The following is a 22,446-nucleotide window of genomic DNA, read 5'->3' as shown; positions in this document are numbered from 1 at the left end:
CAAATCCTTGTCATACTCCATCCTACACCTGGTCTAAGCGCCGATAGGTCTTTTGGGCCAGATTGTAAATCTCAATAAAACCTGCAGACGCATTCTGGTTGAAACTCGCATCCTTATTGAAGGTGGCCAAATTGGCGTCGAATAAGGAGTAGGGGGATGTCATGGCGACCACATCAGCTTTTCCCTTAAACAGCTTTACTTTCACCGTTCCCTTCACACGCTGGTTGGCGGAATCCTGAAACGCATGGATGGCATCCATTGAGGGATCAAACCATTTAGCGCCATAGCAGGTGTAGGCCCACTTTTCATCAATGATTTTTTTCAGTTCGTTTAAATCACGGGTATTAACGAGTTTTTCCAGATTAAAATGCGCTTTGATCAGAATTTCCGCTCCCGGAGCTTCATATACGCCACGAACCTTCAATCCGACCAAGCGGTCCTCCGTCAAATGCACAATGCCTACCCCATGCCTTGCCCCTACCGCATTGGCACGTTCAATGACCTGACAAAGGTGCAGATCCTCACCATTGATTGAACAAGGAATTCCTTTGTTGAACCCGACTTCGACAATTTCCGGTTCATCCGGCGCCTGTTCCGGGGGAATGCACACCTGCAGAAATTTTCGTAAATCGGGAACGCGGGCGGGATCCTCAATATCCCCTCCCTCATTGGTCGAACCCCACATATTGTCATCATGCGAATACAAATACTCTTTAGTTTGTTTAATGGGAATATCGTGTTGTTTGGCATAATCAATCTGTTCATCCCGGCCCATACTCCATTCACGTACCGGCGCGATCACTTTCATCGTCGCATCCAACGTCGTGATGTAATTTTCAAAGCGAACCTGATCATTTCCTTTTCCCGTGGAGCCGTGAGCAATGACCTTGATTCCCCGTTCCTTGGCCACACGAACGGCAATCTCCGAGAGCGTCACTCGGGCAAGGGGAGTCGAGAGAGGATAGCCCCCCTGATAATCGGCATTGGCTTTAATTGCCCGGGACAGAAGTTTTTCAGCAAATTCTTCCCTGGCATCAATGACCACCGCCTCCTCGGCACCGAGCTTGATCGCTTTCGCTTTTACCGCCTCAAGATCCTCATGTAATTGGCCCACATCGACCGTAAGTGCCACAATGGAACAGGCATACGCTTCCTGAATCCATTTGAGCATAATGGAGGTATCCAGTCCTCCTGAGTACAGCAAAACACACTTATCAAACGTTCCCTTTTTGGCTTCGTGAGATGCAATTTTCTGATACGTGATTTTTGATTCCATGCCGTGTTCACCTAAAATGAGGTTGTGTACATTTATTGAGCCCTCACCATTTGTTCAAACGTAAGAGCTCACTGTTGAAGGGGATAATAACCCAAGAAGATGAGGGAATTCGATATTATGCGGTGATATATCGATCGACTACGGCGGCACCAACGGCATCCCCCCAGACATTCACTGCGGTCCGAAACCGATCGATCAGCCAGTCAATGGCCAAGAGGAGCCCCAGACCCTCGAGTGGAAGCCCGACGGCCTGAAAGACCACGACCATCGTCACAAGCCCAGCTTCAGGGATCCCTGCAGCGCCAATGGCAGACACCGTCGCCACCACAAACAGGACAATAAGCGCCTCTCCACTTAAGTCAATTCCCCAGGCTTGCGCGATAAACACCGCGGCGACCGCCTCATATAACGCCGATCCATCCATATTGACCGTCGCACCGACTGGAAGGACAAACCGGCTTGATCGACTGCTCACCCCGGCACGTTCGACACCCTCCATGGTCAGAGGCAAAGTTGCAGACGAACTCGCCGTGGCAAACGCGCTGGTGAGAGCCGCGCCAAGCGCGCGCATATAAGGCAAAGGATGACGTCGACCGGCCACATGCAAAATAAGCCCAAGAACAATTCCTGCGTGGATCGCCAATCCCAGAAGTACGGTAACGGTGAATAATCCTAACCCAACTAACAGTGAGACAATACCGTCAAGTCCACCGGCACTCGCTAACCGCCCTGCCACCAAGCCAAACACGCCAATGGGACCGATCCACATCACCAGGTGAATCAACTTCATGATCGCCCCGAAGATCCCTTCAAAAAATTTGAGCACCAAGGTACCATTTTCACCGACCGTCGTCAGAGCCGCCCCGAATGCCAGAGAAAAGATGACCAAGGGCAGCAATTCACCCTGTGAAGCGGACGCGAATAAATTTGGGGAAAGAAATCCCTTTATGAGATCCAGCCATCCGATGTTTACCGCCGCCGCAACTCCGGTCGGGGCCACCGCTGCGGCAATATCGGCTCCCACTCCCGGTTCAATGAGACTGACCAGAATCACTCCCAGCACAATTGCCATGCCTGAGGTGATCAAATAGTACGTCACTGTCACTCCTCCCAACTTACCCAATTGGCGAATATCACCCAGTGATCCAACCCCCTGGATAATCGAAGCCACAATCAAGGGCACCACCAGCATCCGCAACATCCGGAGCCAGAGTTCACCCAGGACTTCCACATGGCGAGCGCCTTCCGGAGCCAGGGCCCCGAGCACCCCGCCAGCGACCGCACCGGTCACCATGAGCCACACAAGAGGACCATGGCCGTTTCCACGATCTAGAGAAAGGGGTTGTTTGGTAATGGGACGAACCTGCAGTTAAGGGGAGGGAAAGTTATTTGGTTTTTTTCGCTAATTTCTGTTGGGGTACCCGGACTCCCCGAGTATTGGCCTTTGCCTGCCTCACAAGGTCATCGGAACTATCGAGAGAAATAATGGGCTCGAGCTTATGATGCAAGTAAATGAGCGCCCTGGAGGGGTCTACACCAATTTGCCAACCAAGATCCTGGTCAGGCTTCAGTTCTTGAATATAGGCAATGGCTGATGCACTGATAAAGGTCTGTCGTTCCCCGGTCAGCGTCGATTGCCTGACTAGTAAAAAAGACATGTTCCACTCCTTTCAATCTTAACAGCCCAAAGGCTTACAACCAGGTGAAGGCCTGTCCCCACCCTTCCTTCGCATGTGCGGTCACATCGGCGATGATTTCGGCCGGAACAGCTTGGAGGTCCCCTACTTCCATCTGATTATAATGAAACGCATAGATATGTGCGGCAAAGTGCTCAAAGGGTAATGACGATTCCCCTGGAATTTCCCAGTGACCGACCACAGACGGCTCAACCCCTCTTCCCCAATTTTGCCGGCCCTCGTTGTTGGGATTGAAAAAATAAACACGAACCTTCCCTTCTTCATCCTCGGCCACACGCTGGATGGAGACGGCATGATATCCTAAAAAAACCCCGTGAACATTGGTAATGAGGAGCCCGACGGGGTTGGGGTATACCAAATCATGACCTCCGTCATACAACGGGTGATGGGTGGCATAAAATAACCGTAAAAAATCTTCGTACCCGGAAACGGTCTGATTAACCATCGTAATGGAAGCCAGACTGGTCGCCACCCACCGGCCATACAAAGCCGGATTCACCCATTTGTGTGGATCCTCACCCCGTAAAGCCGCACGCTTCATCTTTTCATCGTAAATCCGGTCGAGATGGGGCACCAGAATGCGTGAGACGGGATCGAGCTTCAAATCAAATTTCCCTTCCGCGACTCCTCCTCCAATTTGTCCTGATAAAATCGGCGCTCCCTCAAACATAAATTCAACCGTGTCATCCCGAGCCGCGCTGGTCAATAATTGGAGCAAATATCCAGGATCATGGAGACTCCAAAGGCTCAGGGCTCGAGCACCCTGACAGGTCGGGTTATTTCCCTGTCCCACTCCCAGCGGCTGCCCTAATATGGCGATGGCACCACCCACAATGGCCGCATTAGCCGTAATGCCACTCCCCCGAGGTAGCTGTTTCTTGATTACTTGTTGGGCAGTAGGACATAAATCAAGATTAAGCAATTTGGTCAGACCATCAGCGACCTCTGGTCGTGCCAGCAGCATCCGCTCCAACATCTGTTGGAATCCATAAATGATCCAACTGGTGGCAGGATGAATAGTCAGGCGCATCAACTCAAAGACCTTTTCCCGATATTGTTCCATGTGGGCTTGGGCGACCTCGGTCAAATCCAAGGCAAACGCCAGAATTCCGGTTGCCTCATGTTTGAGGACATGCTGAAGGAACGCGACATGGTATTCGCTGGATAACCCGGTCAGCGTCAACAATTTTCCAACGACCTTGGCCTCATTTTCTATCTCATGTGTGGTGGCTTTGGCCAAAAGCTTGCCATAGTTGGAGGGAGAGCCCGCTTTCTTGGCCAGTGGTGTAGGAGGACCTGTGGCCTTGAGGTACCGGTCAAGCCTGGCGGCCAACTTGGGATCAGGATCCCCCTTGATGTTTTCTGCTTGCTCGATCATTTTTAGGGTGAGGCTCACATCAATTGGTCGCTGAGCCACTCGCGCATCGATGTCATCAAGAACCTGTTCCAGCAACCCTTCCGAGGAAATCTCATGCTTAATCATGGCCATTGTTCTGTGCGCCCGTTCATAGACCTTCGGACGAAGGCGAGACTCCTCGGTCTCACTGCCATACAACAAATCGAGATTAAGCCCCATGACCGTCCGTAAAAAGGTTAGGGCTTGCTCCGCAGAAAATTTCGGGTGGGGCGATTCACCTGCTGCAATGGCTAAAACCCGTAGCTCACTCAGCATTTCCAAAGACGAATACTGCCCTTCGGCACGGAGCCCCGCGCCCACCAACGCGGGGAGAAGCCGGTCGGGATGTTCCCAGGGTCCGGCGTGAAAGACCCCAGCGGAGTCAAAGCGATGGGCCTGTGCTCTCACAAATTGTAGTCCTGCGTCGGTTTCAAACAAATCCGTGGCACGACGAATGACCTCTGGCTGGTACTTAGCCTTCACAAATGGCGGCGCCTGTTCCAAGGCCTCAAGGGCCTGAAGTAAGGCTTGCTCCTGACGGGTAGTGGCAGCCTGCAATTCAGTCTGAGCGGAGCCCTCGGATGAATCATTCATAGAAATCATACTCCTCATAACGTTGGACGAGCTCACGCAGAGTTTCCGGATCTTCTCCCGCCAGGAAAACGGTTCCATAATGATTCCCGAATCCCACGCGCTCTGCCACTTTTGGGGTGACGGGTTCAAACATGGTATGCCGGTCCATATACGGATGGGCTTCCAATTCTTTAGGAAACTGAAGTTGATGGACGCTGGCTTTTCGAGGATACACCATCAAGTTGGCCGCAAATATTTTATGGTCTTTTTCTTTTGGGAAAAACCGATCTAATTCTGTTTTGGAGGTATTGGGATCGGAGCATAACAACAGAGCCGCATACGGATTAAACCCATGGGCACGCTGAATGAGTTCGAAAATATGGCCGCCGGGAACACGGGCCGCCACCTCCCCAAAGTGCAACTCCCCCTCCTGGTCCAAGAAATATTCCGGATGAATCATACCATTAACGATGCCAAATGCCTTCAAAAGTTTTTCAATCGCCTTACGAATCTTTGTCCGGTGCTTACTGAGCCTCGGCGTTTCCGGCACGATCTGGGAATAGCCCAAATGCACGTACTCGGTAATGTTCATAAATTCGATTTTCCCCTTATGGATAAAGGCTTCGACTGAAAATTCCTGCCCGGCCAAATGGCTTTCGGCCAGACACGGAAAGGCATCGTCGGGAAGGGAGGTGATGTCTTGCCGGCTTCGAACAAACACATGGCCCACACTGCCCGCCGCCGACAGAGGTTTTAGATGAACCGGTTCTGGCGCTTCCTCCTGCAAGCGGAGTCTGGCCTCATTGATGTCATCAAAAAACGCGAGAGCTTCCTCCCGCGAGCGAATCTCTTCAAACACCCCGACTCGAATGCCATTCATTTGGGCATTGCGCTTCATCATGGCCTTGTCACGGAACAGCAGTGCCCGTTGGAAGGCACGTGGGTCTTTCAGCAGGCGGGTATTGAGTGACCCGGCCCATTCCACCGTTTCTTCATACAGGGGTACTGCATGACTCACCCCTCGCTCAACCAATTTTTCATAGAGTCGGTCGGAGTTGTGGTTGTGGACATAATAGTCCCAGGTCACCACATCAACCCCATCCTCTTTCAATGCGATATCAAAACCCTCCGGCACCACCGCGACGAAGGGAATATTGTGCTCCTTTGCGGCTTCCATCGTTTCCAGGCTATAGCCGAGCAGAGCCACCGGCGCCCTCTTTCCTACCCGGGCTTTTTTGACCACTGGTGCGTTCTTTTCCATGCAGACCTCCTTTAGTGGGGGACATCTCGAATAAACTCCTCCATCCTGTCCCCGTTTACAGACAAATGGAAGAAGAACCCATCAGCAATAGAGAATCGCTTGTTTGTGAGGGAAGGAGTGTTAGAACAGATATTGGTACAGTTCAAAACCCTCTTCATAGTAGGGTTTCAACCAACCGCCGCGCCACTCTAAGACTTGCTCACGAGTGGTCGCAATGCATTCAAAGCCGAAACGACGATAAGAGCGCGTGGCCCAGTAGGCTTTGGGATGGGCAATTAACACCATGCCGCGTTTTCCCTCCCGCCAAGCCACATCACGGACGTGATTAAGTAATTGAGGCCCAAACCCTTTGCCGGTTTGGTGATCATACACATAGATATATCCGATATAAAACATGTCTCCGACTGACTGCGTAGACACGATGCCTACCGGTGCCTGCTCTTCCCGCCCGATATAAAACTGCCGCCGGGCAAACTCTCTCTCTCCCCAGGATTCATCCACCTCATGCTGGGCCATATCTTTTTCATGGAGAAACGGCCGGTACCAGTCGGCAGATGAACGAAGGATGTTGGCCGCAATCACCATTTCATGACGTTTGGCCGGCTGAATATCCAACCGCCGTTGGGTAGTCCTCTTCCCATTTCTTCGATGTAGCCGTTCCCCAATTTCCGTTTGATTTTGCATCATGAAGATCGATCCTTTTTTAAAAATTTTTTGCCATGGACTTATGCTCTTAACGAGTCAAGCCGGAGGTCTTGTCTATTCTGTTTAATGGTTTTCAGAGAAAAATTGGTGTGAGCATCCGTTCCTTCACACCGGCATTTTCCCAATCGATAAAATGGTAAAAGCTTGTATATTTGTGACGAAAACTAAGGGGACACTTCCTTTGGTTTTCGTAATTTACGGGGCAAATGCCAAGATACTGCTAACATTTTTCTTTTCTCCTCTAGCACAGGTATTCGGGGGCAACCAGACAAATTGGTCCCGCATTGCCCGCATTGAATGACAGACATTCGACCAATCTTTTTTTGTTAATTTTATGGCAGTCGAGAAACTTCCTTGATCCATACCTCAAGATACCTATATATATACCTCGCAAGACCTGTTCCATCAGTTAACCCGTTGATTTACGTGATTTTGGGGAATTTTGGGACTGTTATGTCCCTATATTTGGGACATACTTGACTCATTTAATTATTATGAGACACAATTGTCTCAATGACAGAAACTTCTTCCATAGTAATCATGGGTTCCACGGATCTGGAAAAGGCCTTAAGTCGTGAAGGACTTGGAGTCGTACGGCTGGAAACCCCGGAAAATGTGAAAACCTTGGAGATTGGATCTCAGACACGCCTGGTCATACTCGATGGACAGTACCTTGGAGACTCCCTGGTGTTTGACATGATGACGACCATACAAGAACACAGACCCTATCTTGATGTCTTGGTGTTTAAACCGGGAGCCGATGCAGCCTACGTCCATTCAGTTTTGAAAAACGGGGCATCGGATGTGATTTATGAGGATTCGCATGAAAAACTGCATCAAGCCATAGAGGCCATTCAGACCAATCAAAAGGTTTCTCCGGATACACCGGATTTGCGTGATACGCGTAAAAGACTGGGAAGCTTTGAAGGCATTCTCAGCCGTAACGGAGTCATGTGGGATATTTTCGAAACCATTACCCGCACCGCGAGCTCTGACGCCACCGTGTTAATTGTGGGGGAAACCGGAACGGGGAAAGACTTACTGGCCCGGGCGATTCACCGGCAGTCCGGGCGAACCGGGCGATTTGTGGCGGTCAATTGCAGCACGATCAGTCCGGAAATTATTGAATCGGAACTGTTCGGCCATGAACGGGGGGCTTTCACCGGCGCCCACCAACAAAAGCAGGGATTATTTCGGTATGCCGATGGCGGCACCATCCTTCTGGATGAGATTGGGGATATGCCGGTTCAAACCCAACTCAGTCTTTTGCGGGTCTTGCAGGAACAAACGGTGAGACCGGTTGGATCTCATCATGAAGTGCCCATTGATGCCCGTGTCATTGCCGCGACGAATGCCTCATTGGCCAACGCGGTCCAAACCGGCTCCTTTCGCGAAGACCTCTTTTACCGATTGGATGTCATCCGGTTAGAAGTGCCCCCGTTACGAGAGAGACCGGAGGATATCCTCTATATGTTTGGGCATTTTCTGAAACGCGTGTGTGCGGACTATGGAATGGACTGTCCGGAATTACACCAATCCTTCATGGATCTCCTCTTAGAGCAGTCCTGGCCAGGCAATGTGCGACAACTGGAAAACCTCACGCAACGCCTGGTGTTAAAAGGGCACACCCGGGAATTGACTGCGGAAGACCTGGCCGAAGTCTTGTATTCCCAGGATATCCCAGGGTCCTCCCCGGCTCTTCCAGCTCCTGAAACGGAAAGCGTGGATCAGCCTGTTCAAAGCCAAGGTGATCACTCTCCGTCTATCGACCCGTCCCTCACGCTGGCCACCTACCTCGAGCCACACCTCACTACTCTTGAAAAGGAGTATTTGGAAACAGTGCTGTCAGAAAATAGTGGTCGCATTGCCGAGTCGGCCAATCAGGCCGGCATTAGCCGACGGACGCTCCTGCGCAAGCTCAAGGCCTACAACATCGACAAACAATATTTTCGACAGAAGCATTCAGCACCACAAGAGTAATCCTATTTTCTGGAATGGATGAGGGGAAAAGACATTTAAGGATCGACATACCGCTCACGGAGATAGCTCAACAAATCTTCGACATGGTCCCGGGTTCCTACGGCTTTTTGTAAAAGGTCCGGGGTTTCATGCAGGTGACCCTGGCGATGGATCCGCTCCCGCAAGAATTTCAGGATAGTCACAAAATCTCCCTCTTCGATGCGGTGCTCCAGATCCGGAAAGCTTTTACGTAAGACGGCAAAGAGGGATGCCGCGTAGAGATTTCCCAGGGTGTAACTCGGAAAATACCCAAAGGCCCCACCTGCCCAATGGGCATCCTGCAACACACCTTCTGCATCATCCTTTGGTCGCACTCCCAGGAATTGCTCACTCAATCGAGTCCATTCGGCTGGAACATCCTCAACCGTGATGCGTCGCTCCAACAGAGCGACCTCCATTTCAAACCGGAAAATGATATGCAGGTTATAGGAAACTTCCTCCGCAAAAATCCGAATGCTTCCCGATGTCACCCGGTTGGAGACGAGGAAGACCAATTCGGGATCAAAGGCCTTGTCAGGAAAATGTCGGGCGAACACCGGTCGCAGCCACCGATAAAATCCCCGGGATCGTCCAATCATGTTTTCCCACAGACGGGATTGTGATTCATGCATGCCGGTTGACGTCGCCGCATATACGGCTGATCCACCCTGTCCCTCCGGAATACCCTGCTCGTACAGCGCATGCCCGAGTTCATGCATGGTGGCCGCCAACCCGCTGAGCAGATCCCGTTCGTGAACATGTGTAGCAATACGCACATCCCCGCTGCCCACACGGCATGAAAATGGATGCTCCGCCTCGTGCAACGCTCCCCGTGTCGTGTCGTATCCCACCGCCTTAACGATATCCTGGTGCATCGCCAATTGTGTGGCCTTATCGAAATAATCGTTGAAGGCGACCGATTCTTTCCTGGCCAGAGCCTGGCGCCGGATATCGGACAAGCCTTGTTGCAGCGCGCCAAACATCCGGCGTAAATCCTCGACGGTCGTCCCGGGGTCATAGTCTTCAAGAAGGACATCATAGGGATGTCGATTGGAGTCAATGGCTTGTGCCCGCTCGAGTGCCAAATCCACATTTGTCTGTAGGCTCTCGGCAAATAAGCCATAATTTTTTTCTTTTTTCGCTTCTCCCCATGCGGCGACGCCACTCGCGCTGGCCTTCGCGATCCTGCTGGCGAGTTTCGACGGCACACAGGTAGCCCGGCGGTAGGTTCGGCGCATATTACGAACCGCGGCTTGCTGCTCCGGAGTCGAATCAGGTAGAGCTGCCACCGCCTCAATGAGTTCACCCAATCGAGCTGACGTGGCTTGTTCGTGATACAACCGTCCGATCAACTCACTCTGTTGGGCACGGCCCCCTGCCGACCCTGAAGGCATGGTCACTTGCTGATCCCAACCCAGAAGCCCTCCAATGCCGGCCAGAGTATCCAGTTCGGCGATCTGCTGAGACAGCTCATCCCATGCTGCTGTGGTCATATACTATTCCCTTCTATCGACTAAATGATTGGCAGGGGGGCGGTTGTAAAAACCCGCCAGCGGCGTTCTCTCCATTTTTCCGTGCTCACGTACTGGAAGTACGCTCTGCGCGCAAAACAAAAGGTGTGCCCTTCGGGACACGGCAGGCAATTTGCGGCCTTGCTGTACGAACCCTTTGGGAAGACTCAGGGCTTGCTTTTTTGAACCGCCCCGAGGTCTCTGATAGGCCACGTCCCTGGGAGCCAAAATGCCATTGGAAACTATTTTGTTCAACACTCCATAGGAAGATCGAGTATCCACGAGAGGGTTATGAAACCATTCACATGGTTTTTCCCTTAATGCTTGCGAAACGCCTGGGCAAGGTTCTCACCGGCTTGCTTGAGCACCTGGCTTGTTTTGGCAAAGGCAAAACGGACGAGGTGTTGTCCCAGATCTGTGGCCTGGTAGTAAAACGCGCTGCCCGGAACCACCGCCACCTTCGCCTCAGTGATCAACCATGTGGCAAACGATTGGGAATCACCCTGATGTTCCCAAGGCCCATAGCCGGCTAAAAGATAATAGGCCCCCTGGGGAGAATAGGGCTCAAATCCACTGTCGGTCAAAATCTGCATAGTGAGTTCCCGACGCCGAAGGAATCTGGCTCGTAGATCGGTGTAGTAGGTCTCGGGTAAGGCCAAAGCCGTGATCGCCGCATATTGGAAGGGCGTGGGAGCACAGATCGTGAGGTAATCATGTACCGTGCGGATTGCGGTCGTCACATCCTTTGAAGCCAGAACATACCCAAGGCGCCACCCTGTTGCCGCGTAGATTTTTGACAGGCCTCCGGTGACGACCAGACCTTTCCAATCGGGCGCCAGGGTGGCCGGGGCAATATGCCGATAGGGTTCGTAATATAAATGATCATAGATTTCATCCGTTACCACATAGATCCCATGCTGATCGGCCAGAGCCAGGATGGCGTTCAGTTCATCCCGCGTGAACACATGGCCGGAGGGATTATGGGGAGTATTCAGGATTATCGCCCTGGTGCGAGGGTTGATGGCAGATCGCAGTTCATCCAGAGGTACCGCGTAATCAGGCGGACGAAGCGTGACAAACCGGGGCGTCCCGCCGGCAAAATACACAGCCGGAACATAGTTTTCGTGTGCGGGTTCAATGATGATGACCTCATCGCCACTCTCGACTAACGCCAGCATGGCCGCCACAATCGCTTCCGTCACACCACAGGTAATGGTGATCTCTGTCTCGGGGTCAAAAGTCAAACCATGTCGTTCGTGCACATGTCCGGCAATGGCTTCGCGTAACTCCGCTAATCCCCAGGTCACCGAATATTGATTGTGATCATTGGTAATGGCATCGATTGCGGCTTGCTTCACCACAGGTGCGGTGGGAAAGTCGGGACGGCCTTGAGCCAGATTAATCGCCTCATGCTCCATGGCAATCCGCATATTTTCGCGAATCTGCGATGGCCCGATCCGATCAAGCCTGGAGGGAGGATTGAAGGTCATGGGTGTATTCGTATCACCAAACAGTGGCATGGCTTACCTTCATATTGAGAAATGAATAAATATACAGGGAGAGCCGGCTATTCCATTCGCCGGCCGTGCATGAATAGATAATATGTAAATACCTGAGAGACCCGTCAGAATAGGGGATCTCATGGAAGTTCTTCAACTTCCCAATGAAACCAGCCATGAAGACATATGTGGTGGATAAAAAAGAATGTGATTCGGAGGCTGTTGAATATTCCGCGTGCTTGCCTTTTCATCTTTAGATTCTTTAACAGGACCTCGCACGTGGAAAACAAGGGAGTGTTCAAAAAGGCTCGTCCAGCAAGGCCGCAGCCGTTTGGGCGAGCGGAGCGTACGAAGGAGTACCTGAGCACGACCACGCGGCGAGAACGCCGCTGGCGGCCTTTTTCAACACTCACTTAGGGAAGGGGAGAGTCCAGAGTGAGCACCTCCCGCAACTGGTCAAGCAGTATTTGCTTGCCTTCCCCGGTGTAGGCAGACAGGAAAAGCGGGTCCTCCTCCATGCCCAAACCCTCACGCAATTCACGAAGCGCGGCCTGGCGGTGACCCCTTGTGACCTTATCCGCCTTGGTGGCCACTACCATCACGGGTATCTTCAACCTCATGAGCCACTCAACCATCGCCTGATCCGATTCCTGCACCCGGCGGGAATCCACCAGCACCACCACACCCTGTAAGTTCTTGCGTGTCCGCAAATATTCTTCAATCAGGGGACCCCAGAGCTCTCGAATCCGTTCAGGCACTTTGGCAAATCCATATCCGGGCAAATCGACTAGCATGAACCGGGGACCGTTCGTGACAATCTCAAAAAAATTAATGGTTTGCGTTTTTCCTGGGGTCTTGCCGACCTTGGCTAACCCTTTGTGATTCACCAAACAATTAATGGCCGACGATTTCCCGACATTGGAGCGGCCGACGATGGCCACTTCCGGAAGTGTCGGTTTCAGAAATTGCTCAACCGTCCCGCAACTCGCCTTGAATTCAGCAGAAAAGATTTTAAACGCTCCCACGAAGAGTTCCTCTTTTTTATTTACAGACTTACTGAGTAATTGACGCCCATCTTGCATGGCCCATCAACAGGATGGGACAAATCCTATCTCTATCTTAGGAAGCCACCGTTTCCCTATACCACTCATTAAACAATCGGCTCCCTGCTGAAAGCGTGGCTTCTTCATCCCGAATCCAGCGGCTGATCAGTCCCAACGCACACAGCGTATCCGCAACAGGCTTAATCGTCGGCAGTCCAATTGCCCGCGCCACCTCTCTCGGGTTCACCGGTTTGTCGGCTTCAATCACAAAGGCCAGCACTTGATGTTCGAGGGGTTCCCGCAGTTGATTCACACAGTCCTGGAAAAAAGAAAAGAGGTATTTTTTCACCTCACTGACAATATGTTCCGTCGGAACATGGAGACCTTCACGCAGGAATGCAGCCTGCAACAGCTTGAAGTTATAGGGATGAGTCCCTGCATAGGTGAGGATAGTGGAATGTTGTTCGGTGGAAAGGTCCGGATTGAATAACTGTTGTGCCTCCTTTTCCAAAAACACCGACAAGGGGATCAACTTCAGTGTGTGTGGCAAATCGCCTCCTCTTACCACCTCCCGCCAGGCTCGTCCTCCGGCAAAGACTGTGGAACCTCCAGGCAAAAGATCAATGTCTGAAAGCGAACAAGCCTTCCCTTCAACCAGCCGATCACAGTTATCAAGAAGAAGAATGGTGTCAGGATTTGGCGGGCGGGAGTGGAATCGTTTCCAATCAGCCTCGTCGGCAACATCCACATACAAGGCTGACGGCCCGGTGGACCTTGGAGACGGCCCCGCATGATTCATTTGGCAGGCGAGGTGAAGCAGCAACGAAGTTTTTCCTAATTTTGGCCCACCAACAAGGCTTAAGGATTCTCCCCGTTCCAACCGCCGCAACATATTGCGGACTAATCCCTCACGGCCTTTGAAATCTCCAGGCCGAAAAACCGGCCTCGCCGGATCTGATGGGAACTGATCAATAGTGTTGGACATAACAGGGAGTGTAGAAGCTCACTCCAAGGTTGGCAACGAAAAGGTCATGTTAAAAAGTGTGTATGGGAAAATTTCGTCCAAGATAGAGAGCTGACTAGTAAAAATGGGGAATTTTAAAAACCGACGGGGGGGACCCTAATTGAGAGATTTTCGGCTAAAGACAGAGATATTTTTAGGAGTTCTCCTTACAAGTATCACCACCTTTACTTTCTGGTGGGGGTGGGAACGGGGAGAATTCCTCTGCTTGATTTGGAGCACTTGGGATAGAAATAGGAAGTGGATTTCGTCCACTTAGGAGATTTATTGCCAACGTTCGTAAATATCTTTGTTGAAGGTCGTCATCGTGCCAACCTTGAGGAATATAGTTACTTTCAAAAATATCGAGTTGCTCCATTTTAATGTTCAGCACCTTCGCAATTTCATGAAGTAATTTAGTTAATAGTTTTCGAAAAGTTTCTTGTTTCTGTTGGAATGCCCTTTCCTCTTTAGTAGGAGGGAAAGGCGTGCTTAGCTCCTTCAGATACCCCTTCCAAGCGGCAATAACCTTTCCCTCATCCGTGAATTCCACCTCGACAAGATTTAAGGCCCCGACATGGTCATAGGAAATGACAAGACCTCGTGTCCTCATCAGGGTGCGAAATATTTCCATTCTTCTTTGCTTAGTATCTTCGAGACTGGTGAGATATCGCGCTAAGGCTACTCCAATTAACGGTCCAATAATAATTGCAAAAATGGTTGCTATAGTCGTCCCATCCATTTAAATATCTCTTAACTTTCTAAAGATGATATTGATCGGCCCAGTTGGCGTTTTCATTGGAAATGCCCTGCCATTACCAAAATCAGGCGGTAATGATAATGGCATAACCCAGGAGGCTGGCTCAGAACCCGTTGCAGCACCAGTTACAAGCTGAATCCCGGGAGGCGCATTTAAAACCACCTCGCCTATTAGAAACTGTTTTTCATTGTTAACTGTGTAGTGTCCGTCATATGAACCGCCAGTATTATCAGCTCCAACAAGTATTCCATCTTTTAGAACAATGACCCCGAATCCTTGTCCAGAAACTCCGGTAAAAAATATAGAGTAAAATCCGTCAATCATGCCTTAATCTGTTTTCTTTTCTTGGAATAGTATGGATATGAAATACGTTGTTATGACCTTAAAATTATTTTATATTATTCGACAACAAGGAAATAGGGAAAGGGAATTGGTCCAAAAGGTATTTTATCCATTTTGGTTTTGGAAACAGAGGACAGTCTGTTCGGCCAAATCGGAAACAAAATTTATCATTCCTAAAATATTCCCAGTCCAGCGTGCGAAAAACGTCCATGATCACTGGTCAAGGCCCACTGAATCCTAGGATCGAGACTCTTTCATGGCGCGGTCGATTTCGCGACCGGCTTCCCGCTTTTTGATGGTGTCCCGCCGGTCGTAGTTTTTCTTCCCTCGCCCAAGGGCGAGTTCCAGCTTGACCCGCCCTCTGTTATTGAAATAGAGGCGAAGCGGGACGAGGGTAAGTCCTTTCTGTTGGACTTTTTCCCCTAACCGCTCGATCTCTTTCTTATGCAACAGCAGGGTTCTTGGGCGTAACGGCTCGTGATTCATTTGATTGCCATGACTGTAGGTGCCGATATGGCAGTTATGCAGGATGGCTTTGCCATTGATGATAGCGGCGTAACTCTCCTTCAGATTCAGGCGTCCCTCCCGTAAGGCTTTGACTTCGGTCCCGACCAGGACGATACCGGCTTCGACCTTCTCTTCTATCATGTAGTCATAGAAGGCCTTCCGGTTGGTGCTGAGGACTTTACTGGAGGGATCTGTTTTTTGTTTTGCCATGCCTGATTTTCCTTAGCGGACTGTTGAAAAATGTCGCCAGCGCCGTTCTCATTGCTTCGAAGGGCTCAACGTACCTACCCGGTACGCCTCGCCCTCCTCGCGGCTTGCGGCCTTGCTGGACGACCTTTTTGAACAGCCCCTCTTTCTTCTATTGGCTACCTATCAAAGTCACCTGAAATAACGGATTATTAATTATTCATCACCCCTACAAGATGCCAGGGAAAAGGATCTCTCCCTGGGGTCAAGATGACAGAATGGGTGCCAAACGGATGAATCAACCAGGACAGTACGATACAATACCCTCACAATGAGTTCCTTTGAATCGATCCAGAGTCTTATTCAAGATTTTTCCAAAGGGAATCCGCTCGGCCTCAAACTGTCCGAGGTCCAACTCCAACAGGAGTGGGAACATCTTGTGGGTGCGACGATGGCCAAACATTCCTACCCTGAGAGTATCCGCTTTAAAAAATTGCATCTGGTGGCGGATAACTCAATTTGGCTTCAGCAGCTCATGTTTTTGAGACCGGCCATTTTGGAAGCCATTCATTCGATGATGCCGGAACTGGGCTTAACGGAGGTCGTCTTACGCATCGGCTCCATTCCTCAATCCCCGCCTCAACCGGATCCACTACCCCAGGACCCTCCCCATTTTGTCGGTGAACCGTCGCCCTTTGCCACCGGCTTAGCGAAACGGCTGAGTAATCCTGACCTCCAAACCCTCCTCTCTCAGACTATCACTAAAGCCCTTGCTGAAGCATCGCCCTCGACTAGGGAGCCGGGGAAGACGTCTGATTATGAAGACTTGCCTCCTCCCACGTCTCTTGAAACACCCACTGCATCGTAAGCGTTCGATCTTTTGACCCGCTTCGGTTCCAGGGGCCGATCCATCCCGCCTGACCGTCCGCATCGGCACGATACCCGGCTCGCACAGCAGCTTCAAAGTTTTTCCGAAAGGTTTTTTCCGAATCGTCATCGACCTCATTGGCGACATACCGGTGAAGGTTATCCGGCTCGGTCCAGAATGGATCTGAAAAAATGAGGATTTGTAACGTTTGGTATCGTCCGCGAGGATCGTCGGAAGTGGTGGGGCGGATTTTCATGTCCGCGAAATCACGGGTGGCCCTGCCGACATCGCCAAACCGCCTGACCAGGGTTTGTATTTCGGGATCACTGGTATAGGGGGGCACATGGACGGCCACCAACGATCCCTCTTGAGCTCCGATACTATAGGGCGGGATGGACCGGTCCGGCCGGGAGAGGAACATGCCGAGGGAGATGACAAAAATCCCTCCGATCAAAATGCCTAATCCCATTAGGACGATGGGATCGAACTTTTTGCGCCTTGCTGGTTGGCCGGGGGATTTGTGAGGGGAATCCAACCTAAACCCTTCCCTCAGGCAATCGCTTCCTTCTGCTTCCTCTTGTGAGCCGGGGAAGATGCAAGCGGGGGAGTAATTGAAGAAGAACACGCGGGTGAGATGACCGTTCAATTTCTCTGGTCATCTCGGAACACACCGGCGTCTTCGGCTTGCTGTTCTGAGAGGGTCGCGTGAACTTATTCCGTTGAGGAGGCCGGTTCATCTGGCATCTCGCCATTGAGTTCATCCGGATCGGGTAGATCGCCTTCATCTGTCTCAGCGAGTTTGGCGACGCCCACCACCCGATCGTCATCGGGCAAGTGGATCAGCCGTACCCCTTGGGCATTGCGTCCGATTTCTCTGATATCTCCCATGCGGGTGCGAAGGATCATGCCCTCTGCGGACATGAGCATAATCTCATCGGATTCCCAGACTTGATGGAACGAAATGGCCGGGCCGTTTTTCTCCGTGACTTTGACGCTGATGACGCCTTTTCCAGCCCGTGATTGGAGCCGATATTCCTCTACCTGTGTGCGTTTACCATACCCGCGTTCGGTGACGGTCAGAATGGAGGATTGCGTTTGACTGGTAATCGTGACCATCCCGATAACCTCATTGCTCGCCACCAACGTGATGCCCCTGACTCCACGGGCCGTTCGTCCAACCGGACGGACATCTTCCTCACGAAAGCGAATAACAATGCCCATTCGGGTGCCCAGGAGAATTTCTCTCGTGCCATCTGTGATATCCACGCCGATGAGCCGGTCGCCTTCCTCCAGGGTCAACGCAATAATCCCCCCCTGCCGGGGATGGCTGAACGCGGCCAGATCGGTTTTTTTGATATAGCCTTTTTGCGTCGCCATCACAACATATTGGTCTTCGGCAAACACCCGGACCGGCAGAGTCGCGGTGACCCGCTCGCCCTGGCTGATGGTCAACAAATTCACAATGGCTTTCCCTTTGCTGGACCGCCCGACATCGGGCAATTGATAGACCTTGAGCCAGTACACGCGACCGGCATCGGTGAAGAACAACAGGTAATCATGGGTTGAGGCCGTAAAGATTTGTTCGACGAAGTCCTCTTCCTTGACCCCCATGCCGACTTTCCCTTTTCCACCCCGGCGTTGGGCCCGATAGATGGAAACGGCATTCCGCTTAATATAGCCCGCATGTGTAATGGTCACGACGACTTCTTCCTCCGCGATCAAATCTTCCATTTGCAGCTCGGCTTCGGCAGGAAGGATCTGTGTTCGTCGCTCATCGGAATATTGTTCTTTGATTTCGACTAATTCCTGTTTCACGATTTGTCGCACCATCGCATCGGACGCTAATATGGTGCGCAAATGGGCAATGCGGGAGACCAGTTCGTTATATTCCTGTGTGAGCTTGTCCTGTTCCAGTTGGGTCAAGCGTTGCAACCGCATTTCCAGGATGGCCGTGGCCTGCACCTCGCTCAAGGTAAACTGGCTCATCAAGCCCTGGCGAGCGGTTTCCGGAGAAGACGCTCCACGGATGAGAGCAATGACTTCATCCAGGAACTCCAGGGCTCGTCTCAAGCCTTCTAAGATATGGGCGCGTTCTTCGGCTTTGCGAAGGTCGTACGCCGTCCGGCGAATCACCACTTCTTTACGGTGCTCAAGGAACGCGGCCAGAATCTGTTTGAGGGTCAGCACCTCAGGCCGGTTCCCCACCAGGGCCAACATGATGACCCCGAAGGTCGTTTGCATCTGGGTGTGTTTATAGAGTTGATTCAGTAACACCGCCGCGTTTTCGTTTCTCTTGAGTTCGATCACCACGCGGAGTCCATCGCGATCGGATTCGTCGCGAAGATCGGAAATCCCTTCAACCCGTTTTTCGTGGATAAGTTCGGCGATCTTTTCTATCAGCTTGGCCTTGTTGACCTGGTACGGCAGCTCCGTCACGATGATACGCGACCGCTCGGTACGTTCATCCACCTCGATTTCAGCTTTCGCCCGAAGAGACAGAAGACCTCGTCCCGTTTCATAGGCGTCTTTGATCCCTTGCGTGCCATAAATAAAACCGGCGGTGGGGAAATCGGGCCCCGGAATGCATTCCATGAGTTCGCGAATGGTCACCTCGGGCCGTTCAATAAGGGCAATCAGCGCGGCGACGACCTCGCCTAAATTATGCGTGGGAATATTGGTGGCATACCCGACCGCAATGCCTCCTGCTCCATTGACTAACAGATTCGGAATACGAGCTGGCAGCACGATGGGCTCTTGGGACGATTCATCGTACGTCGGGGTAAAGTTGACGGTCTCGCGGTCGATATCGACCAACATTTCTTCCGCCAGCTTGGTTAAGCGGGCTTCGGTGTAGCGCATGGCTGCGGGCGGATCACCATCAACCGACCCATAGTTCCCCTGGCCATCCACCAAGGGATACCGCATATTGAAATCCTGGGCCATACGAACCAACGTGTCGTAAATGGCTGAATCACCATGCGGGTGATAGTTACCCATGATTTCGCCGACAATTTTTGCGGATTTCCTGTAGGGCTTCCCGGCAGCCAGACCCATTTCATTCATGCCATACAGGATGCGCCGATGAACCGGCTTGAGCCCGTCTCGCACATCCGGCAACGCCCGCCCGACAATGACGCTCATTGCGTAGTCCAAATAGGACAAACGCATTTCATCTTCAATGGCGACTTGCGTCAGACGTGGTTCAACCGGCATACGTCACTCCTCGAAAGGGCTCATCACCCTTCATGGTCTGCACTTTGACTTGATGTACTCTGGCTCAACATTCGGGGTCACACAACCAAACGCAGGCACCTGCTAGACATCCAAATTTCGAACTTCCAGGGCATGCTTTTGAATGAAATTCCGGCGGGGCTCGACTTCATCACCCATCAAAATAGTAAAGATTTCATCCACTCCCGTGGTATCTTCTAAGGTCACCTGAAGGAGACTCCGGGTCTCTGGATTCATCGTGGTGTCCCACAATTGTGTCGGATTCATCTCGCCCAATCCCTTGTATCGCTGAATGGACATACCCTTTTTCCCGGTTTCTAAAAACTCTGTCACGAGATCCTGACTGGTGGAAAATTCCGTTTCCATCTCTTTGCGTTTTAAGCGGTAGGGTGGTCGCCCCAATCCCAAGGCCGAAGGAGCGATCTTTTGTAATTCCCTGAAATCTGCAGATCCCACCATGTCGTGAGTCAGATTCAAAAATTTCTGACTGCCATTCCCTGCCACCCGACACAGGATATGGTGGGCCTGATGCTCTTCATCGGTCTGAATCGTCAGTTCCACGGTTCCTTCGGGGAATGCGAGGCGAAGCCGGCGTGTGGCCTCCTCGATCACTACTTCCAAGTCGCCACGGTTTTTTAACAAATCCTTGGTTAATTCCGGAAAATCCACTAACACGCGGAGCAGCGACGGCTCTATTTGCTTTTGCCCCTGACGGATTAAGAGCCCTTCAAATGCCACCAGCTTATCTAATATCGGAATGAGTTCATCCCTGGTCACGAATTGGTTTTGTTCCGGAAGAAAGAGTTGGGTATCCTCCACGGCGAGATTAGACAAATAGGTATTCATCGCCGCTTCATCTTTGAGATACTTTTCGCCTTTCCCTTTTTTGACTTTAAACAAGGGAGGCTGGGCAATGTAGATATAGCCCCGCTCGATCAGTTCCGGCATTTGCCTGAAAAAGAAAGTCAGGAGAAGAGTCCGGATATGGCTGCCATCGACATCCGCATCAGTCATGATAATAATCTTGTGGTAACGGGCTCGATTGATATCAAAGGCATCTTTATCTTCCTTGCCTTTTTCTGCGTCCTCTCGTGGCCGACCGATTCCGGTTCCGATGGCCATGATAAGCGTTCGAATTTCCTCACTGGCGAGCATTTTATCGAATCGAGCCTTTTCGACATTCAGGATCTTGCCCTTGAGAGGAAGGATCGCTTGTGAACGTCGATCGCGACCCTGCTTTGCCGATCCACCGGCCGAATCACCCTCCACCAGATAGAGTTCACTGAATTGGGGATCCTTTTCGGAGCAGTCAGCCAATTTTCCTGGCAGTGATCCGCCATCCAACGCGCCTTTTCTTCGAATCAGTTCTTTGGCTTTTCTTGCGGCTTCCCTGGCCCGTGCGGCATCCACCGACTTCCCGACGATTTTTTTTGCCACCGAAGGATTTTCTTCTAAGTACGATCCCAAGGCTTCATTGACGGCCGACTCCACAATGCCCTTAACCTCACTATTGCCTAATTTGGCTTTGGTCTGGCCCTCAAATTGCGGATTGCGGATTTTCACGCTCACTACGGCGGTTAACCCTTCTCGAACATCTTCTCCACTCAGCGATTCCGAATCTTTTTTAAATAAATCATTGGCAGTGGCGTAACTATTGATGGTACGCGTCAAGGCCGACTTAAATCCGATGAGATGCGTGCCGCCCTCACGGGTATTAATATTATTGGCGAAGGAATATAAATTCTCTGAATACCCTTCGTTATATTGAAGGGCCAACTGGAGAATCATCTCGGGCTTTTCCACTTCCACGACAATGGGAGGATGGATGGGAGATTTGGCTTCATTCAGATGCTCGACGAAGGAGACGATTCCTCCTATGTAACAAAACACCTGCTCTTTTTCTTTTCCCGCCCGGTCATCCTTTAAACAGATCTCCAATCCTTTATTGAGAAAGGCCAATTCACGAAGTCGTTGAGCCAGGACATCAAAACTAAATTCGACAGTTTCAAAAATGAGAGGATCCGGCTTAAAAATAACTTTCGTTCCGCGTTTTTTGGTGATCCCTGCGACCGTTAATGGAGTCTGCGGTTTCCCACGTTGATACTGTTGTTCGAAGACTTCCCCGTTTTGCCAAATTTCCAACTCCAACCATTCCGAGAGGGCATTCACGACCGATATGCCTACGCCATGTAACCCACCCGAGACTTTGTAGGCACCCTCTTCAAATTTTCCGCCCGCATGGAGGACGGTCAATGCGACTTCAGCGGCCGATTTTTTCTGGGTGGAATGCATGCCGGTGGGAATCCCTCTTCCATTATCCGAAACCATGACACTGCCATCCACTTGGAGCACGACCTGTATTTCATTTCCATAGCCGGCCATGTGTTCATCCACACTATTATCAACAACCTCATACACCATATGGTGCAGACCATCGACCCCCGTGCTGCCAATATACATGGCCGGTCGTTTTTGCACCGCTTCCAGTCCTTCCAGGACGCGGATCTGATCGGCATCGTACCGAGTATCCGAATGTTGGCGGTCTGCAGAGGGGGCAGATTCTTGGCTAGGGTTTTTTGCGGATTCCATACAA

General features: G+C 51.3%; 18 protein-coding genes. 2 read left to right on the top strand and 16 right to left on the bottom strand.

Annotation, left to right across the window (positions count from 1 at the left end; translation table 11 throughout):
• Positions 1–22: 22 nt before the first annotated feature.
• The 6 genes from PQG83_RS15630 to PQG83_RS15605 form a co-directional block, all read right to left on the bottom strand.
• Positions 23–1,276 carry an argininosuccinate synthase gene (locus PQG83_RS15630; protein ID WP_312742961.1) on the bottom strand — a complete coding sequence of 418 codons (1,254 nt, stop codon included), beginning with the start codon at positions 1,274–1,276 and terminating at the stop codon, positions 23–25.
• A 115-nt stretch (positions 1,277–1,391) separates the two neighbouring features.
• Entirely contained in the window at positions 1,392–2,570 is a 1,179-nt protein-coding gene (locus PQG83_RS15625) for a dicarboxylate/amino acid:cation symporter (protein WP_312742959.1), read from the bottom strand.
• A 91-nt stretch (positions 2,571–2,661) separates the two neighbouring features.
• On the bottom strand, positions 2,662–2,934 hold the full coding sequence (locus PQG83_RS15620; protein WP_312742956.1) for a hypothetical protein: 273 nt from the start codon (positions 2,932–2,934) through the stop codon (positions 2,662–2,664).
• Positions 2,935–2,968: 34 nt separating this feature from the next.
• A complete protein-coding gene (locus tag PQG83_RS15615; protein ID WP_312742953.1) occupies positions 2,969–4,963 on the bottom strand; it encodes a hypothetical protein in 1,995 nt (664 codons plus the stop codon).
• The gene (locus tag PQG83_RS15610; RefSeq protein WP_312742950.1) at positions 4,956–6,203 is read right to left on the bottom strand and encodes an ATP-grasp domain-containing protein; all 1,248 of its coding nucleotides are present in this window, start codon (positions 6,201–6,203) and stop codon (positions 4,956–4,958) included. Before PQG83_RS15610 ends, PQG83_RS15615 begins: the two co-directional genes overlap by 8 nt.
• A gap of 120 nt (positions 6,204–6,323) precedes the next feature.
• Positions 6,324–6,890, bottom strand: coding sequence for a GNAT family N-acetyltransferase (locus tag PQG83_RS15605; RefSeq protein WP_312742947.1), 567 nt, complete (start codon positions 6,888–6,890; stop codon positions 6,324–6,326).
• A 531-nt stretch (positions 6,891–7,421) separates the two neighbouring features.
• On the opposite strand from PQG83_RS15605, the gene PQG83_RS15600 reads away from it, so the two are divergent.
• Positions 7,422–8,888 carry a sigma-54 interaction domain-containing protein gene (locus tag PQG83_RS15600; RefSeq protein ID WP_312742944.1) on the top strand — a complete coding sequence of 489 codons (1,467 nt, stop codon included), beginning with the start codon at positions 7,422–7,424 and terminating at the stop codon, positions 8,886–8,888.
• 35 nt (positions 8,889–8,923) lie between these two features.
• Here PQG83_RS15600 and PQG83_RS15595 read toward each other — a convergent pair whose 3' ends face one another.
• The 7 genes from PQG83_RS15595 to smpB form a co-directional block, all read right to left on the bottom strand.
• Complete coding sequence (locus PQG83_RS15595) at positions 8,924–10,399, bottom strand: carboxypeptidase M32 (RefSeq protein WP_312742940.1); 1,476 nt, start codon at positions 10,397–10,399, stop codon at positions 8,924–8,926.
• Positions 10,400–10,734: 335 nt separating this feature from the next.
• Complete coding sequence (locus tag PQG83_RS15590) at positions 10,735–11,937, bottom strand: pyridoxal phosphate-dependent aminotransferase (protein ID WP_312742937.1); 1,203 nt, start codon at positions 11,935–11,937, stop codon at positions 10,735–10,737.
• Between the two features lie 392 nt (positions 11,938–12,329).
• Positions 12,330–12,941 (bottom strand): ribosome biogenesis GTP-binding protein YihA/YsxC, encoded by a 612-nt coding sequence (gene yihA / locus PQG83_RS15585; protein WP_312742934.1) that lies wholly within the window; start codon positions 12,939–12,941, stop codon positions 12,330–12,332.
• Positions 12,942–13,035: 94 nt separating this feature from the next.
• Positions 13,036–13,944 carry a hypothetical protein gene (locus PQG83_RS15580; protein WP_312742931.1) on the bottom strand — a complete coding sequence of 303 codons (909 nt, stop codon included), beginning with the start codon at positions 13,942–13,944 and terminating at the stop codon, positions 13,036–13,038.
• 172 nt (positions 13,945–14,116) lie between these two features.
• A complete protein-coding gene (locus PQG83_RS15575; protein WP_312742929.1) occupies positions 14,117–14,701 on the bottom strand; it encodes a DUF6680 family protein in 585 nt (194 codons plus the stop codon).
• Positions 14,702–15,043, bottom strand: a complete 342-nt coding sequence (locus tag PQG83_RS15570) for a hypothetical protein (protein WP_312742927.1) — start codon at positions 15,041–15,043, stop codon at positions 14,702–14,704.
• 255 nt (positions 15,044–15,298) lie between these two features.
• A complete protein-coding gene (gene smpB / locus PQG83_RS15565; RefSeq protein ID WP_312742925.1) occupies positions 15,299–15,778 on the bottom strand; it encodes an SsrA-binding protein SmpB in 480 nt (159 codons plus the stop codon).
• A gap of 307 nt (positions 15,779–16,085) precedes the next feature.
• Here smpB and PQG83_RS15560 point away from each other — a divergent pair, with 307 nt between their 5' ends.
• Complete coding sequence (locus PQG83_RS15560) at positions 16,086–16,622, top strand: DciA family protein (protein WP_312742922.1); 537 nt, start codon at positions 16,086–16,088, stop codon at positions 16,620–16,622.
• On the opposite strand, the gene PQG83_RS15555 is transcribed toward PQG83_RS15560, so the two are convergent.
• The 3 genes from PQG83_RS15555 to gyrB form a co-directional block, all read right to left on the bottom strand.
• A complete protein-coding gene (locus tag PQG83_RS15555; protein ID WP_312742919.1) occupies positions 16,546–17,157 on the bottom strand; it encodes a hypothetical protein in 612 nt (203 codons plus the stop codon). The genes PQG83_RS15560 and PQG83_RS15555 overlap by 77 nt on opposite strands.
• 176 nt (positions 17,158–17,333) lie before the next feature.
• Positions 17,334–19,835 carry a DNA gyrase subunit A gene (gyrA, locus tag PQG83_RS15550; RefSeq protein ID WP_312742918.1) on the bottom strand — a complete coding sequence of 834 codons (2,502 nt, stop codon included), beginning with the start codon at positions 19,833–19,835 and terminating at the stop codon, positions 17,334–17,336.
• Positions 19,836–19,937: 102 nt separating this feature from the next.
• Positions 19,938–22,442: a DNA topoisomerase (ATP-hydrolyzing) subunit B gene (gene gyrB, locus PQG83_RS15545; RefSeq protein ID WP_312742917.1), complete on the bottom strand. Its 2,505-nt coding sequence runs from the start codon at positions 22,440–22,442 to the stop codon at positions 19,938–19,940.
• Positions 22,443–22,446 lie beyond the last annotated feature (4 nt).

This window comes from Candidatus Nitrospira neomarina, assembly GCF_032051675.1.
Lineage (GTDB): Bacteria > Nitrospirota > Nitrospiria > Nitrospirales > UBA8639 > Nitrospira_E > Nitrospira_E neomarina.
The sequence above is the reverse complement of the archived record's forward strand: the minus strand, read 5'-3'. Positions and strand labels throughout refer to the sequence as shown.

Excerpts from the sequence above, each read along its gene's own strand:
- PQG83_RS15610 (WP_312742950.1), bottom strand. The coding sequence starts at position 6,203 with ATGGAAAAGAACGCACCAGTGGTCAAAAAAGCCCGGGTAGGAAAGAGG.
- PQG83_RS15590 (WP_312742937.1), bottom strand. The coding sequence starts at position 11,937 with ATGCCACTGTTTGGTGATACGAATACACCCATGACCTTCAATCCTCCC.
- PQG83_RS15580 (WP_312742931.1), bottom strand. The coding sequence starts at position 13,944 with ATGTCCAACACTATTGATCAGTTCCCATCAGATCCGGCGAGGCCGGTT.
- PQG83_RS15595 (WP_312742940.1), bottom strand. The coding sequence starts at position 10,399 with ATGACCACAGCAGCATGGGATGAGCTGTCTCAGCAGATCGCCGAACTG.
- PQG83_RS15630 (WP_312742961.1), bottom strand. The coding sequence starts at position 1,276 with ATGGAATCAAAAATCACGTATCAGAAAATTGCATCTCACGAAGCCAAA.
- PQG83_RS15625 (WP_312742959.1), bottom strand. The coding sequence starts at position 2,570 with ATGGTGACCGGTGCGGTCGCTGGCGGGGTGCTCGGGGCCCTGGCTCCG.
- PQG83_RS15620 (WP_312742956.1), bottom strand. The coding sequence starts at position 2,934 with ATGTCTTTTTTACTAGTCAGGCAATCGACGCTGACCGGGGAACGACAG.
- PQG83_RS15560 (WP_312742922.1), top strand. The coding sequence starts at position 16,086 with ATGAGTTCCTTTGAATCGATCCAGAGTCTTATTCAAGATTTTTCCAAA.
- PQG83_RS15600 (WP_312742944.1), top strand. The coding sequence starts at position 7,422 with ATGACAGAAACTTCTTCCATAGTAATCATGGGTTCCACGGATCTGGAA.
- smpB (WP_312742925.1), bottom strand. The coding sequence starts at position 15,778 with ATGGCAAAACAAAAAACAGATCCCTCCAGTAAAGTCCTCAGCACCAAC.
- gyrA (WP_312742918.1), bottom strand. The coding sequence starts at position 19,835 with ATGCCGGTTGAACCACGTCTGACGCAAGTCGCCATTGAAGATGAAATG.
- gyrB (WP_312742917.1), bottom strand. The coding sequence starts at position 22,442 with ATGGAATCCGCAAAAAACCCTAGCCAAGAATCTGCCCCCTCTGCAGAC.
- PQG83_RS15605 (WP_312742947.1), bottom strand. The coding sequence starts at position 6,890 with ATGATGCAAAATCAAACGGAAATTGGGGAACGGCTACATCGAAGAAAT.
- PQG83_RS15570 (WP_312742927.1), bottom strand. The coding sequence starts at position 15,043 with ATGATTGACGGATTTTACTCTATATTTTTTACCGGAGTTTCTGGACAA.
- PQG83_RS15615 (WP_312742953.1), bottom strand. The coding sequence starts at position 4,963 with ATGAATGATTCATCCGAGGGCTCCGCTCAGACTGAATTGCAGGCTGCC.
- PQG83_RS15575 (WP_312742929.1), bottom strand. The coding sequence starts at position 14,701 with ATGGATGGGACGACTATAGCAACCATTTTTGCAATTATTATTGGACCG.